This is a genomic window from Streptomyces sp. SAS_272 (genome assembly GCF_052543235.1).
Map to the genome: position 1 here is coordinate 1 of NZ_JBMNDR010000142.1, position 14018 is coordinate 14018.

General features: G+C 72.6%; 13 protein-coding genes. 8 read left to right on the forward strand and 5 right to left on the reverse strand.

Annotated elements, in window-relative coordinates:
• Positions 1 to 53: 53 nt before the first annotated feature.
• From ACN6LD_RS40305 to ACN6LD_RS40315, 3 genes are all read right to left on the reverse strand, one after another.
• Positions 54 to 1289, reverse strand: a complete 1236-nt coding sequence (locus ACN6LD_RS40305) for a DUF5667 domain-containing protein (protein WP_445045749.1) — start codon at positions 1287 to 1289, stop codon at positions 54 to 56.
• A 246-nt stretch (positions 1290 to 1535) separates the two neighbouring features.
• Positions 1536 to 2324 (reverse strand): ECF subfamily RNA polymerase sigma factor, BldN family, encoded by a 789-nt coding sequence (locus ACN6LD_RS40310; RefSeq protein WP_319190523.1) that lies wholly within the window; start codon positions 2322 to 2324, stop codon positions 1536 to 1538.
• A gap of 517 nt (positions 2325 to 2841) precedes the next feature.
• Positions 2842 to 3780: an HAD family hydrolase gene (locus ACN6LD_RS40315; RefSeq protein WP_319190525.1), complete on the reverse strand. Its 939-nt coding sequence runs from the start codon at positions 3778 to 3780 to the stop codon at positions 2842 to 2844.
• Positions 3781 to 3882: 102 nt separating this feature from the next.
• Here ACN6LD_RS40315 and ACN6LD_RS40320 point away from each other — a divergent pair, with 102 nt between their 5' ends.
• The 6 genes from ACN6LD_RS40320 to hemB all read left to right on the forward strand — a co-directional run bounded on the left by ACN6LD_RS40320 (position 3883) and on the right by hemB (position 10813).
• Positions 3883 to 4155, forward strand: a complete 273-nt coding sequence (locus ACN6LD_RS40320; RefSeq protein WP_445045750.1) for a glutaredoxin family protein — start codon at positions 3883 to 3885, stop codon at positions 4153 to 4155.
• A 250-nt stretch (positions 4156 to 4405) separates the two neighbouring features.
• Positions 4406 to 5170, forward strand: a complete 765-nt coding sequence (locus tag ACN6LD_RS40325) for a redox-sensing transcriptional repressor Rex (RefSeq protein WP_319190528.1) — start codon at positions 4406 to 4408, stop codon at positions 5168 to 5170.
• On the forward strand, positions 5167 to 6888 hold the full coding sequence (locus tag ACN6LD_RS40330) for a glutamyl-tRNA reductase (RefSeq protein ID WP_319190530.1): 1722 nt from the start codon (positions 5167 to 5169) through the stop codon (positions 6886 to 6888). The genes ACN6LD_RS40325 and ACN6LD_RS40330 overlap by 4 nt, the downstream gene beginning before the upstream one ends.
• A gap of 5 nt (positions 6889 to 6893) precedes the next feature.
• Positions 6894 to 7850, forward strand: a complete 957-nt coding sequence (gene hemC, locus ACN6LD_RS40335; RefSeq protein WP_319190531.1) for a hydroxymethylbilane synthase — start codon at positions 6894 to 6896, stop codon at positions 7848 to 7850.
• A complete protein-coding gene (locus ACN6LD_RS40340; RefSeq protein WP_319190533.1) occupies positions 7847 to 9553 on the forward strand; it encodes a bifunctional uroporphyrinogen-III C-methyltransferase/uroporphyrinogen-III synthase in 1707 nt (568 codons plus the stop codon). Before hemC ends, ACN6LD_RS40340 begins: the two co-directional genes overlap by 4 nt.
• Before the next feature lie 267 nt (positions 9554 to 9820).
• A complete protein-coding gene (gene hemB, locus ACN6LD_RS40345; RefSeq protein WP_319190534.1) occupies positions 9821 to 10813 on the forward strand; it encodes a porphobilinogen synthase in 993 nt (330 codons plus the stop codon).
• On the opposite strand, the gene ACN6LD_RS40350 is transcribed toward hemB, so the two are convergent.
• Positions 10810 to 11031, reverse strand: coding sequence for a hypothetical protein (locus tag ACN6LD_RS40350; RefSeq protein ID WP_319190535.1), 222 nt, complete (start codon positions 11029 to 11031; stop codon positions 10810 to 10812). The two genes, hemB and ACN6LD_RS40350, sit on opposite strands and share 4 nt — an antisense overlap.
• A gap of 253 nt (positions 11032 to 11284) precedes the next feature.
• On the opposite strand from ACN6LD_RS40350, the gene ACN6LD_RS40355 reads away from it, so the two are divergent.
• A complete protein-coding gene (locus ACN6LD_RS40355; protein WP_445045751.1) occupies positions 11285 to 12490 on the forward strand; it encodes an aminotransferase-like domain-containing protein in 1206 nt (401 codons plus the stop codon).
• A 19-nt stretch (positions 12491 to 12509) separates the two neighbouring features.
• Here ACN6LD_RS40355 and ACN6LD_RS40360 read toward each other — a convergent pair whose 3' ends face one another.
• Positions 12510 to 13295 carry a DUF4253 domain-containing protein gene (locus ACN6LD_RS40360; protein WP_319190538.1) on the reverse strand — a complete coding sequence of 262 codons (786 nt, stop codon included), beginning with the start codon at positions 13293 to 13295 and terminating at the stop codon, positions 12510 to 12512.
• Positions 13296 to 13522: 227 nt separating this feature from the next.
• Here ACN6LD_RS40360 and ACN6LD_RS40365 point away from each other — a divergent pair, with 227 nt between their 5' ends.
• Entirely contained in the window at positions 13523 to 13990 is a 468-nt protein-coding gene (locus ACN6LD_RS40365; RefSeq protein WP_445045752.1) for a peptidoglycan-binding domain-containing protein, read from the forward strand.
• Positions 13991 to 14018: the final 28 nt, after the last annotated feature.

Genomic DNA, 14018 nt, shown 5'->3' on the forward strand with positions numbered 1-14018 from the left:
GATGGGGGCGCCCCTTCCGAGAAGGGGCGCCCCCATCGCCGTGTGCGGTGGTGCTACTCCGCGTCCTCGCTGTCGATGCCCAGGCCCGGGAGGAGGCCGGGGAGGAGGGGCGGGAGGGTGACGTCGGGCCGGGTGAGCGGCGGGTTGGTGGTCGGGGCGGTGCCGCCGGTGTCCTTCGGGGGGTCGAGAAGGCCGCCGGTGTTGCCGCCGAGGAGGCCGTCGTCGTCGGTCCCGGAGGTGGCGGACCTGCTGGGGCTGCCGGTGTCGCCCCCGGTCTCGTCGGACGTGTCCTTGCCGCCGCCCGGGGTGCTCGCGCGGCCGGTGTCCGAGGAGCTGCCGGTGGATGCCGACCCGGTGCCGTGACGGGTGTCGCGGCCGCCCGCGGCGGGGGGCCGCGGGAGCAGGGACTGCAGCGGGGCGACCTCGTCGTCTATGGCTTCGAAGACCGACGAGACCTGCTGGCTGACGTCCCCGAGCTGGACCGGGAGCCGCTCGCGCAGAGCGCCCCAGGCCTCGCGGTGCGAGCGGGAGAACGCCTCGAGGGCCTGGATGGGACCCAGCGAGTCGGGGTTGTGCGCGTACGCCTCGTGGAGGAGGCGATGACCCTCCGACGCGTCGTGTTGCATGCCGTTCAGGGCGCGCCGGATCTCGCCGAGGGACTCGTGGTCGAGGTCGCCGCTGCGGCCCCGTTCCATGAGCCTGCGGGCCTCGCCGAGCCGGGTGGAGGCCTGGTCGAGGTAGGTGCGACCGCGTTCGTCGTCACCGTCGGCCAGATAGTTGAGCTTGAAGTCCTCGATCCCGCGCTTCAGCCCGTAGAGCCCGTCGCCGGGCAGGGCGTCGGAGCTCGCGGCGGCGACTCCGCCGAAGGCTCCCGCCGCGACGCCGACGCTGAGGCCGCCCGCGGTGAGGCCCCTGGCGAGGCGGGAACGCGGCCGGAACTTGCCCAGAGGGCCGGCCCGGTGTGTGCCCCTGCCCCGGTGGGATCGCTGTTCGGGGACCGACAGGTCCGCCGCCTCGCCTCCCGCGGTGCCAGCCTGCAGCATGGCCTCCATCGCTGCGACCAACTGGGCCCGCTGGACGACCTTGACCTCGGGATCGAACTCCGGCTTGGGCAGCTCGGCGAGACTCGTGGCGAGGGCCAGCAGCTGGCCCTGCCCGGTCTGGTCCGCAGCGGCCGGCGCCGGCGGTGATCCTTCGGTCTGCTCGGCCGCCGTGCCCTGGTCGGACTGCTCCTCCAGGGCCTGGGCGAAGGCGTTCGCCCGCCGGTGCGCCGATACGTTCGCGATCACGGGCGGCACCTCCTCTCGTCATGACGGTCGACTCCCCTGGGGTACTGAGGGTTGCACGCCCTGTGCCGGTTGCACCCGATCGAGTGATCGGGGTCGGCCAGGACGTGACCACAGGGAGCCTGTATCCCGCACAACGACTGGCGCGGCACTTGGGTTACGGACTGCGGATGATCGGATCGGGAAGGCAACGGACTTTCACTGAACGTGAGTTGGGGAACGCCGACAGTGATCTGCGGGCGGGGGCGGTCAGCGGGCGTCTTCCGGCAGCAGCCGGGCGAGGGTGCGGACGGCCCGGTACTGGAGGGTTTTGATGGCACCCTCGTTCTTGCCCATCACCCGAGCGGTCTCGGCGACGGAGAGGCCCTGCAGGAACCGGAGCGTCACGCACTCCTGCTGCTGGGGGTTGAGCCGGCGCACCGCGTCCAGCAGCGCGGCGTTGGACAGGGACTCCAGGACGGAGTCCTCTGGGGAGCGCTCGACCTCGTTGGCGTCGAGCATCTCGCCGGTGGTCACCTCGAGCCGGAAACGGCTCGACTTGAAGTGGTCGGCGACGAGGTTGCGGGCGATGGTGACGAGCCAGGCGCCGAAGTCGCGGCCCTGCCAGGTGAACGTCCCGATGCGGCGCAGGGCGCGCAGGAACGTCTCGCTGGTGAGGTCCTCGGCAGTCGCCTTGCCGCCCACCCGGTAGTAGATATAGCGGTACACGGTGTCGCTGTACTGGTCGTACAGCCGCCCGAAGGCGTCGGCCTCGCCCGCCTGAGCGCGTTCGACGAGGTCCATCATCCGGGCGCTGTCGCTGTCGGCGGCCGGTCGGCGGGTGGCGGTGCTCGCGCCGCTGGTGGTCGAGCGCCCTCTTCTGCCGACCGCGGCGCTGCCTTCCGCCAGTGCGTAGCAGGGGCCCGCCGGAGCGGCGGTGGCGAAGGCGGGGCCGGCGTACGCGGTGGGGACGAAGCCGCGCAACAGGTCCTGGACCATAGCGACCGTTGCGCGCAGCGTAGCCAGGCCCGAGGTGTCAACCCCGACGTGTGGGTACACGGGACTCCCAGAGGCAGAGCTTCCATCACGTGCAGTGCGGAACCTTTCACCCGTCGTAGCGACAGGAGGGGTACCGGATTGCGTCTGAGGAGAATAACGCTTCGTACAGGGCCTGCTACGCCGAGTTGCTCAAATCATCGATTACGTCGCTTCTGTGGCCTATTGGCGCTCGATCAAGTGATGCAGGCTGAGCGATTGTTGATCGGAACGGTTCGAGTTTCGGGTCGGTCCAGGGCGTGTTGTGGCGGAGCGCGGACAACAGGACTGGATACGGGGTTACGCGGGTACGACCGTCGGATTGGTCGGGTTTGCTCGTGGGTGTGGGGTGTCGTCGCCGGTGTGACGGACAGGGGCGGGGAGGCGGGGCGGACGCGCACGGGCGCCGGCGCGGGGCGGAGGGTCGCAAAACGCGGCGGCCGGGCGGTGTCGCACCGCCCGGCCGTCCTCTTTCGCTCCGCCCCGTCCTCGTCCCCGCGTGGCTCGTTCCCGCGTGGCTCGCGGCCGTGGGTCTGTCAGCTCATCGCCGGCGCCGGTGCAGCGCGATCGCCGCCGCCGTGCCGCCCGCCACCGCGCCGACGCCCGCCGCCGCGGGGATGCCGACCTTCGCCGCCTTGCGGCCGGTGCGGTAGTCGCGCAGCCGCCAGTCGAGGTTGCGGGCGTGCTTGCGCAGCTTGGCGTCCGGGTTGATGGCGTAGGGGTGGCCGACCAGGGAGAGCATCGGGATGTCGTTGTGGGAGTCGCTGTACGCGGCGCAGCGCGTGAGGTCGAGGTTCTCCGCCGCCGCCAGCGCGCGCACCGCCTCCGCCTTGGCGGGTCCGTGCAGGGGCTCGCCCACCAGCTTGCCGGTGTAGACGCCGTCGACCGACTCCGCGACCGTGCCCAGCGCGCCGGTGAGGCCGAGCCGGCGGGAGATCACCTGGGCGATCTCCACCGGGGCGGCTGTGACCAACCACACCTTCTGGCCGGCGTCCAGGTGGGCCTGGGCCAGTGCGCGGGTGCCCGGCCAGATGCGCTCGGCCATGTACTCGTCGTAGATCTCCTCGCCGATCGACATCAGCTCGGAGACGCGGTGGCCCTGGACGATCGAGAGGGCCGAGTCGCGGGCCTCCTGCATGTGCTCGGGATCCTCGACGCCGGCCAGCCGGAACCACGCCTGCTGCCAGGCGAAGCGGACCAGGTCGTGGGTCTCGAAGAACTTCCGTTTGTACAGGCCGCGGCCGAAGTGGAAGAGCGCGGCGCCCTGCATCACGGTGTTGTCGAGGTCGAAGAAGGCGGCGGCCATCGCGTCGCCGTGCACCGGGAACTGCGGTTCCCGGTCCGAGGTGTCCAGGGCGTCCTGGGAGTCCAGGGCTTCCTGGGTGGACTTGCGGGCTGCCTCGGCCGAGGCCTCGCCTGCCAACACGCTCCGCGCCGTGGCGGAACGCCTACGGGGAGTGAGCCATCCTAGAGCGGCCATGGCGTGAGCATAGCCAGTCTGTTCGGCGGTTCCGGATCGGTGGGGTTGGCAGTGTGTGAACACTCGAGGCCGTCCCGTCGCCGAGAGCGCGACAATGGCGGCATGACTCCCCTCTTCCGACGCAGGGCCGACGCGCACGAGCGGTCGGTCACTCTCATCCGCAAGGCGGGCTGCCATCTGTGCGACGACGCGGAGCAGGTGGTCGCGCGGGTCTGCGCGGAACTCGGCGTGCCCTGGGAGCAGAAGGACATCGCCGACGACCGTGAGCTGTACGAGCAGTACTGGGAGCAGATCCCGGTCGTTCTGGTGGACGGCAGGCAGCACACCTTCTGGCGGGTGGACGAGGGGCGGCTCCGCAAGGAGCTGACCGGATGAGAACTGACCGAGCAGTACAAGGACGTACGGGACGTCGCTTAGGATCGATGGCGCTTTGGTCTCGGGGGCGGGATTCACGAGGAGAGTGACGGTTTTGCCCCCTGTAATGACGCGCGTGACCCCGGTCACGTTGGCCGGGCAAATCGGACACCATCTTTGTGCACGCGTTCACAAAGACATAGCCTGCACTCGACGGGGCGGTCTGGGAACATGTGACCGCCTGCAGCCCCGCTCTACCCGCAGGAGCACCGTGGCAACTGGCCGAACTCACCGACCGGCGACCCGTAGCCGAGGGATTCCCGAGGCCACCGTCGCCCGCCTTCCCTTGTACCTCCGTGCGCTGACCGCACTGTCGGAGCGCTCGGTGCCCACGGTCTCCTCCGAGGAGCTCGCGGCCGCCGCGGGCGTCAACTCCGCGAAGCTGCGCAAGGACTTCTCCTACCTGGGTTCCTACGGAACGCGCGGTGTCGGCTACGACGTCGAGTATCTCGTCTACCAGATCTCGCGTGAGCTGGGCCTCACCCAGGACTGGCCGGTCGTCATCGTCGGCATCGGAAACCTCGGCGCGGCGCTCGCCAACTACGGCGGGTTCGCCTCGCGCGGGTTCCGGGTCGCGGCGCTCATCGACGCCGACCCCGCGATGGCCGGGAAGCAGGTCGCCGGGATCGCCGTGCAGCACAGCGACGGCCTGGAGAAGATCATCTCCGAGAACGGCGTCTCCATCGGCGTCATCACGACCCCGCCCGGCGTCGCCCAGCAGGTCTGCGACCGGCTCGTGGCCGCCGGCATCACCTCCATCCTGAACTTCGCGCCGACCGTGCTGTCCGTGCCGGACGGCGTCGACGTGCGCAAGGTCGACCTCTCCATCGAGCTGCAGATCCTCGCCTTCCACGAGCAGCGCAAGGCCGTCGAGGAGGCCGCGGCGAGCGACGCCGCCAACCCCGCGCCCGTCAGCCGCGACGCCTCCACCGACCAGGGACCCGACGGGGACGTGCCCGCCGTGATGCCGGCATGAGCCTCCTCGTCGTCGGACTGAGCCACCGCAGCGCCCCGGTGAGCGTGCTGGAGCGCGCCTCGCTGTCCACGGACGCCCAGTTCAAGCTGCTCCAGGACACGGTCGCCGCCGAACCTGCCGCCGAGGCCGCCGTCCTCGCCACCTGCAACCGGATCGAGCTGTACGCCGACGTGGACAAGTTCCACGCGGGCGTCGCCGAGCTCTCCACGCTGCTCGCCCAGCACAGCGGCGTCGGCCTGGAGGAGCTCACTCCCTATCTCTACGTGCACTACGAGGACCGCGCCGTCCACCACTTCTTCTCGGTGGCCTGCGGGCTGGACTCCATGGTCGTCGGCGAGGGGCAGATCCTCGGGCAGATCAAGGACTCGCTGGCCCGGGCGCAGGAGCTGCACACCGCCGGACGGCTGCTGAACGACCTGTTCCAGCAGGCCCTCAGGGTGGGCAAGCGCGCCCACTCCGAGACCGGCATCGACCGCGCAGGGCAGTCCCTGGTCACCTTCGGCCTGGAGCAGCTGGCCGCGGGCGAGGACGTGCGGGACTGGGCCCGGGGCAAGCGCGCCCTCGTCATCGGCGCCGGCTCCATGTCCTCGCTGGCCGCGGCCACCCTGGCGCGTGCCGGGATCACCGAGCTGGTGGTCGCCAACCGCACCCTCGACCGCGCCGAGCGGCTCGCCCAGATACTGACGGAGGGCGGCGGCACGGCGGACGTGTCGGCCCGCGCGGTACCGATGCAATCGGTGCCGGCCGAGCTGACACGTGCCGACGTGGCCGTCTCCTGTACCGGCGCGACGGGCCTGGTCCTGACGGCGGAAGCGGTCGCCGCCGCCGTCGAGGGCCGTACCGGGGCGCCCGCCGCCTTCGCCGAGGAGAGCGCCGCCCCGGACGTACGGCCGCTGCCGCCCACCTCGGTCGGCGCGGACGAGAACTGCCCGCTCGACCTGGCCGCCGTGCAGCAGTCCGCCGTGCAGCAGTCCGGCTTCTCCGTGATGGGGGAGGCCGCCGTCGCCGGCATGGACGCTGCCACGCTGGAGCAGCACGCCGCCTGGGTCGACAACGCGACCGTGGACCGCCGGCTCGCCGCCCGCCGCAGCCCCGAGACCGACGCCGAGCTGATCACCGCGCTCGCCGCGACCGCCGCCGCCGTCGGCCGCATCCCCGAGCGCCGCAGGCCCGAGCCGGTCGCCGCGCCGACGCGGCCGCAGCCCGTCCTCTTCCTGCTCGACCTCGCGATGCCGCGGGACGTCGACGCGGCCGCGCACCGCCTCGCCGGGGTGCGGCTGGTCGACATCGAGTCGCTCTCCGAGGCCTCCGCCGACGCGCCGATGGCCGCCGACGTCGACCAGGTGCGGCGGATCGTCGCCGACGAGGTCGCCGCCTTCGGCGCCGCACAGCGGGCCGCGCACATCACCCCCACCGTGGTCGCGCTGCGCGCCATGGCCGCCGACGTCGTGGCCGGCGAGATGGCCCGGCTCGACGGGCGGCTGCCCGGCCTGGACGACAAGCACCGCGCGGAGATCACACAGACCGTCAAGCGCGTCGTCGACAAGCTGCTGCACGCGCCGACCGTACGGGTCAAGCAGCTCGCGGCCGAGCCCGGCGGCGCCGGGTACGCGGACGCGCTGCGGACCCTGTTCGACCTCGACCAGGACACGGTGGCTGCCGTGTCCCGGGCCGAGGACAGCACCGAGAAGAACGCACAGAACCGAGGGCCGGCATGAGCGGCATGAGTAAGGCACTGAGACTGGGGACGAGGCGCAGCAAACTCGCCATGGCCCAGTCCGGGCAGGTCGCGGACGCCGTGAGCCGGGTGACCGGACGGCCCGTGGAACTCGTCGAGATCACCACCTACGGCGACGTCTCCCGAGAGCATCTGGCGCAGATCGGCGGCACGGGCGTCTTCGTGACCGCGCTGCGCGACGCGCTGGCAAGGGGGGAGGTCGACTTCGCGGTTCACTCGCTGAAGGACCTCCCCACCACGCAGCCCGAGGACCTGGTCCTCGCCGCCGTGCCGGTGCGCGAGGACCCCCGTGACGTGATCGTCGCCCGGGACGCGCTGAAGTTCACCGACCTGCCGCGCGGGGCGCGCATCGGCACCGGCTCGCCGCGTCGCATGGCCCAGCTGAACGCGTACGCACGCGCCCACGGGCTGGACATCGAGACGGTCCCGATACGCGGGAACGTCGACACCCGGATCCGGTACGTGCACGACGGCGAGCTGGACGCGGTGGTGCTGGCCGCGGCCGGCCTGAGCCGCATCGGCCGCATCGACGAGGTCACCGACTTCCTGTCGATAGACACGGTTCTGCCCGCTCCCGGCCAGGGAGCACTGGCGATCGAATGCGCCGCGGACGACGCAGCGCTGATCGCCGCGCTCGGCGAACTCGACGACCCCTTCACCCGGGTCGCCGTCACTGCCGAAAGGTCCCTGCTCGCCGCCCTGGAGGCCGGCTGCAGCGCCCCTGTGGGCGCGCTGGCCGACCTTCTGGCCGACGGGCAGATTGTCAAGGAAATGCGCCTGCGCGGCGTCGTCGGCACCACCGACGGCGCTCGCACGGTGCAGCTGTCCACCACCGGTCCCGTGCCCGAGACGCACGACGGGGCAATGGCGCTCGGTCGCGAACTCGCCGCCGAGATGCTCGCCCAGGGCGCGGCCGGTCTGATGGGGGAGCGAGCACAGTGAGCCCCACCGCCCTTCCAGCCGCCGGTCCTGAACACGGGCACGTCACCTTCCTGGGTGCCGGACCCGGGGATCCGGGACTACTGACTCTGCGCGCCGTGGAGGCGCTGGCGCACGCGGACGTCCTCGTCGCCGAGCACGAGGTGCTCGACGTCGTGCGGACGCACGCCAGGCCGGGGGTCGCCGTCGTGAACGCGGACGCGGGTCCTTCGCCGGACCCGCTCCCGCTCACGGGCGCACCCCGCCCGACGATCGTTGACGGCACGTCAACAACCCCTGAGGCACCCGCTGTGCGCGATGCCGCACATCTTGTCATGGAGGCCGCGCGGGGCGGCAGGCGGGTCGTCCGTGCGGTGTCCGGGGACCCGGGACTGGATACGTACGCGGCGGAGGAAATGCTCGCGTGCGCGGCCGCCGGCGTTCCCTTCGAGGTGGTGCCCGGCATCGCGGCCGCCGTCGGCGTGCCCGCGTACGCCGGTGTGCCGCTGCGCGACGCGCAGGGCGCGGACGTCCGGTTCGTGGACGCACGCACGGCCTCGGACCGCTGCTGGACCGAGGTCGGCGCCTCCGACGGCACGGTCGTCGTGTCGACGACCCTCGACTCGGTGGCCTCGGCCGCGGGCGAGCTGGTGTCGGCGGGCCGTAAGCCGGACACGCCGATGACGGTCACCGTGGCGGGCACGACGACCCGGCAGCGGACGTGGTCGGCGACGCTCGGCACGATCGCCCAGACGCTGAAGCAGGCGAAGGTGCTGCCCTCCCCGGAGGGCGGCCGGCCGGTGATAGTGGTGGTCGGCGAGCGTTCCGCCCCCGCCCAGCGCCACCAGCTGTCGTGGTTCGAGTCCAAGCCGCTGTTCGGCTGGAAGGTCCTCGTGCCGCGCACGAAGGAGCAGGCGGTGTCGCTCTCCGACCAGCTGCGGTCGTACGGAGCCGTGCCCCACGAGGTGCCGACGATCGCCGTCGAGCCGCCGCGCACGCCCCAGCAGATGGAGCGCGCGGTCAAGGGCCTGGTGACCGGACGCTACGAGTGGATCGCGTTCACCTCCGTCAACGCCGTCAAGGCGGTGCGGGAGAAGTTCGAGGAGTACGGGCTCGACGCGCGTGCCTTCGCGGGCATCAAGGTGGCCGCGGTGGGCGAGCAGACCGCGAAGGCGCTGATCGCCTTCGGCGTGAAGCCGGACCTGGTGCCGAGCGGCGAGCAGTCGGCCGCCGGGCTCCTCGAGGACTGGCCGCCCTACGACCCCGTCTTCGACCCGATCGACCGGGTGTTCCTGCCGCGCGCCGACATCGCCACCGAGACCCTGGTGGCCGGGCTCATCGAGCTGGGCTGGGAGGTCGACGACGTCACCGCCTACCGGACCGTGCGGGCCTCGCCGCCGCCTGCGGAGACGCGTGAGGCGATCAAGGGCGGCGGTTTCGACGCCGTGCTCTTCACGTCGTCGTCCACCGTGCGCAACCTGGTGGGCATCGCGGGCAAGCCGCACAACGTCACCGTCATCGCGTGCATCGGCCCGGCGACCGCCAAGACGGCCGAGGAGCACGGGCTGCGGGTCGACGTGATGGCTCCCGAGCCGTCGGTGCACAAGCTCGCCGAGGCGCTGGCCGACTTCGGTCTGCGCCGGCGCGCGGCGGCCCAGGAGGCCGGGGACCCGGTCAGCCGCCCGAGCGAGCGCCGGCCGGGCGCGCGCCGGAGGCGGGCCACCTGAGCGGCGGGACGACCGTCCCGGGGGCTGCGGCTCCCGGGACTCCGCTCCGTCCTTGACGGGGACCTCGTCGAAGGGACCCGGTCGACGGGGGCTCGTCCGGCGGGTCCCGCCGCGCGGGGCTCCTGGCCGGGGCGCCGCCCTCGGTCGCCGGACGGCCAGGGGCTTTTGGCGTCGCCGCGGAAGGCGCCGGACGGCGGCAGGGCGTCCCGCCGCGGGTCGACAGGACGTCGGCAAGTGGTTGCCCGGGCCGGGCGTAGCGTAGGGCGCATGACGACGTACGGATCCTTTCCCGGGTCGCGCCCCCGGCGGCTGCGCACCACTCCCGTCATGCGGCGCATGGTCGCGGAGACGCGGTTGCATCCGGCCGACTTCATCCTGCCCGCGTTCGTGCGGGAGGGCGTGAGCGAGCCGGTGCCGATCACGGCGATGCCGGGGGTCGTGCAGCACACGCGGGACAGTCTGAAGAAGGCCGCGCTGGAGGCCGTCGAGGCGGGGATCTCCGGGATCATGCTGTTCGGGGTGCCGGAGGAGTCCAAGAAGGACGCCCTCGGGACGCCGGGGACCGACCCGGAGGGGATTCTGCAGGTCGCCCTGCGCGACGTCCGAGCCGAGGTGGGGGACGACCTGCTCGTCATGTCCGACCTGTGCCTGGACGAGACGACCGACCACGGGCACTGCGGCGTGCTGGACGAGGAGGGGCGCGTCGACAACGACGCCACCCTCGAGCGGTACGCGGAGATGGCGCAGGTGCAGGCCGACGCGGGCGCCCACGTGGTGGGGCCCAGCGGGATGATGGACGGGCAGATCGGGGTCGTCCGCGACGCGCTCGACCAGATCGGGCGGGAGGACGTCTCGATCCTCGCGTACACCGCCAAGTACGCGTCCGCCTTCTACGGGCCGTTCCGGGAGGCCGTCGGCTCCTCGCTCAAGGGCGACCGCAAGACCTACCAGCAGGACCCGGCCAACCTCCGCGAGTCGATGCGCGAGCTCGCCCTCGACCTGGAGGAGGGCGCGGACATGGTCATGGTCAAGCCGGCCGGCCCCTACCTGGACGTCCTGGCCCGGGTCGCCGACGCCGTGGACGTGCCGGTCGCCGCCTACCAGATCTCCGGCGAGTACTCGATGATCGAGGCCGCCGCCGAGAAGGGCTGGATCGACCGGGACCGGGCGATCCTCGAGACGCTGACCGGGATCAAGCGGGCCGGCGCCCGGAACATCCTCACCTACTGGGCCACCGAGGCGGCCCGGAAGCTGCGTTAGCTCCGGTCATCCGGGCCGGGGCCGGCCACCGGGCCGGTGAGGGCGCCGGAGCCGGTCAGCGGGGCGGAGCCGGTCAGGGTGCTGGAGCTGGACGGGCCCTCGTCGCGCAGGCCCTCGCCGTCACGGCACGCGGTGAGAGTGAGAGCCGCGGCGGCGGTGAGCGCGACGGCGAGCAGACGGACGCGACGCCGGGTGGGGGGAGCGGGGCGAGTGGGCATGGGGCAAGCCTGTGCCGTACGGCGCATGCCTTCCACATCCGTGGCCCGATTCGGGACGCTGAAACGGTCCCATGGCGTCCGACCTGCGAAAACACCGCCGGTACGGGACGGGGTGTGGGACGCCCGATCGCCTGCGAAGCCGCCCGTGCCCGCCGGGTGCGGACACCTCGTCGGCGGAAGGGGCTCGGTTCTCGGGCCGTCCACATGCCAGAAACCCAGGTGTAGGCGGCACGTATCTCCTTAGGGTGCGGACATGACTGTCGCATCCGTGTCCGCACCCCGCTCGGTTCCCCCGCTCGCCGCCCGCAGCCGGTCGATCGGCGGATCGCCCGTGCGGGACATCCTCGCCGTCACCGCCCGCCCCGAGGTGATCAACTTCGCGGGCGGACTGCCCGCGCCCGAGCTGTTCGACCGCGAAGGCGTGGCCGCCGCGTTCCGGCACGTGCTGGAGGAGGCCCCGGCGCGGGCCCTGCAGTACTCCACGACCGAGGGCGAACCGGCCCTGCGGGAACGGCTCGCCGCCCGGACGACGGCCCGCGGGCTGCCCACCGCCGCGGACGACCTCCTCGTCACCACCGGCTCCCAGCAGGCGCTGTCCCTGCTGGCGAGCGCGCTCCTCGACCCCGGCGACACCGTCCTCGTCGAGGCTCCCTGCTACCTGGCCGCCCTCCAGGTCTTCGGACTGGCGGGAGCGCGGATCCTCGCCGTGCCCGGCGACGCCGACGGCCCCGACCCCGAGGCGCTCGCGGACCTCGTCGTCCGCGAACGCCCCAAACTGCTCTACACCGTCCCCACCTTCCAGAACCCCACCGGCCGCACCCTTCCCGCCGGACGCCGCGCCGCCCTCGCCTCCGTCGCCGCCCGGCACGGCCTGTGGATCGTCGAGGACGACCCCTACGGCGAACTCCGTTACGACGGCGCGCGCGTGCCCTGGATCGCCGCCCACCCCGACGCCCGCGACCGCACGGTGCTGCTCGGCTCCTTCTCCAAGGTCATGGCCCCCGGCATACGGCTGGGCTGGCTGCGCGCCCCCGCCGAGCTGCTGCGGGCCTGCGTCGTCGCCAAGCAGGCCGCGGACCTGCACACGCCGACCGTCAACCAGCTCGCCGCCGCCCGCTACCTGGCCGTCGAGGACCTCGACGCCCATGTGGGCCGGGTGGCCGCCGTGTACCGCGAACGGCGCGACGCCATGCTGGCGGGGCTGGGCGAGGCGCTGCCGCACGGGTCGGTGTGGAACACGCCCGAGGGCGGCATGTTCCTGTGGGCCCGCCTCCCCGACGCGTACGACACCACGGCCCTCCTCCCGCAGGTCGTCGCCCAGGACGTGGCCTATGTGCCCGGCGCCCCCTTCTACGCGGGCGACCCCGACCGCTCGACGCTGCGCCTGTGCTTCGTGACGCAGACTCCGCAGGAGATCGCGGAGGGACTGCGCAGGCTGGAGCGCGGACTCAAGGGGTGACGGGTGTGGGAGGGACCCGTCAGTCCCACCAGAAGGACCAGGCGTGCTCGCCGACGAGCCGCTCCGCGTAGGACGCCAGGTCTCCCTCACCCTGCAGGACGTTGTCCGGGCAGAACGCGAAGTGCTCGGCGGCCACCGCAGCCGCCTCCGCGGACGTGGCGGGCGGCGCGGCCACGGAGAGCACGAGCACGTCGAAGCCGAGCCCGACGACCCGTATGCCGAAGCGGTCCTCCCACGAGCGCAGTACCGCGCAGAGCCGAGCCGTGTCGTTCTCGTGGTTGGCCGGGCCCGTCCAGCCGATCGCCGCGGGCACGTCCGCGCTGCGGCGCGCCGGGACCAGGGCGAGGTGGGGAGCCGCGAAGACGGAACCGCCCTCGCCCGCCAGCGCGTCGGCGATCTGCGCGGCGCGTGCGTCCGGGTCGGCGGCGAGGGTGAGGCCGTCGGCCAGGCCCGGCCACTCCTCGCCGTCGGCCGCGCACTCCTCCCAGAACCCCGCCAGCACGTCCTCCGCGTCGTGATCGCCCGGGTACGACATCTCCCCGGGCATCAGCTCCCAGTCCTGCGGGCCGCCTTGGGAGCCGCCCAGGTCGACCAGCACCGGCAGCAGCCCCGCCCGCGCCGAACTGCCCCCGAGCGCGGTCCAGTTGCCCGAAGCGGCCGACCGCTGCGCATGCCACAGCAACGGCTCGTGCCAGGGGCCCTCGTCGGTCGCGTCGATCAGTCTCCCCGGGGGGAGTCGCAGCCCGAGGGAGCGCCCGCTCGGATCGGACGCGAGCTTCGGCAGCGGGTTGGGAAGAGTCGCCATGCCGGCGACTGTACGGGCAGGCACTGACATCCGGTCCTCGTCCTTTGCCCGCCGCCGCGGCCGTCCCGCCGACACGTCCCGGGACGTCACGTCCTCGCAGGTCGGCGCGGTGGTCGTCCCGCGGGGTCGTCAGTTTTCCGGCGACCGTGGCGAGCGGCGCCGCGGGCCCCCAGTCTCGTTGTCGAGCCGGTCGCTTCGGCCGGCCGCCAACCATCGGAGGGGACAGAATGCGAGCTCTGACCAAGACGCTCGTCGGCTTCACCGCAGCCGTCGGGATCGCAGCCGGAACCCTGGCGGGGGCCGGCGCGGCCACCGCCGCGGACACCGCCGGCGCCTCACAGGCGGCCGTGGGCGCCCAGGCCGCGATCCTCGCGACGCAGAACTTCGGCCTCAGCTCCCAGCAGGCCAAGAACGTGCAGTGCTTCCTGCGTGGCGCCCCGGCCCGGTACACCGGCGAGATCGACGGCCAGCTGGGCACCAACAGCTGGAAGGCGATGCAGCGTCACCTCAAGGAGTACTGGGACTACAACGACGACATCGACGGCGACCCGGGCTCGAACACGATCCGCGCGCTGCAGCGCATGCTGGCCTTCGGCTGGGACTACAACGACAGCATCGACGGCAAGGCGGGCACGAACACCAAGGCCGCGTTCAAGCGGTTCGCCAACGAGATGAGCGTCTTCTACCCCTGCTGACGCCGACGAGCGCGGCCCGCTCTCCCCA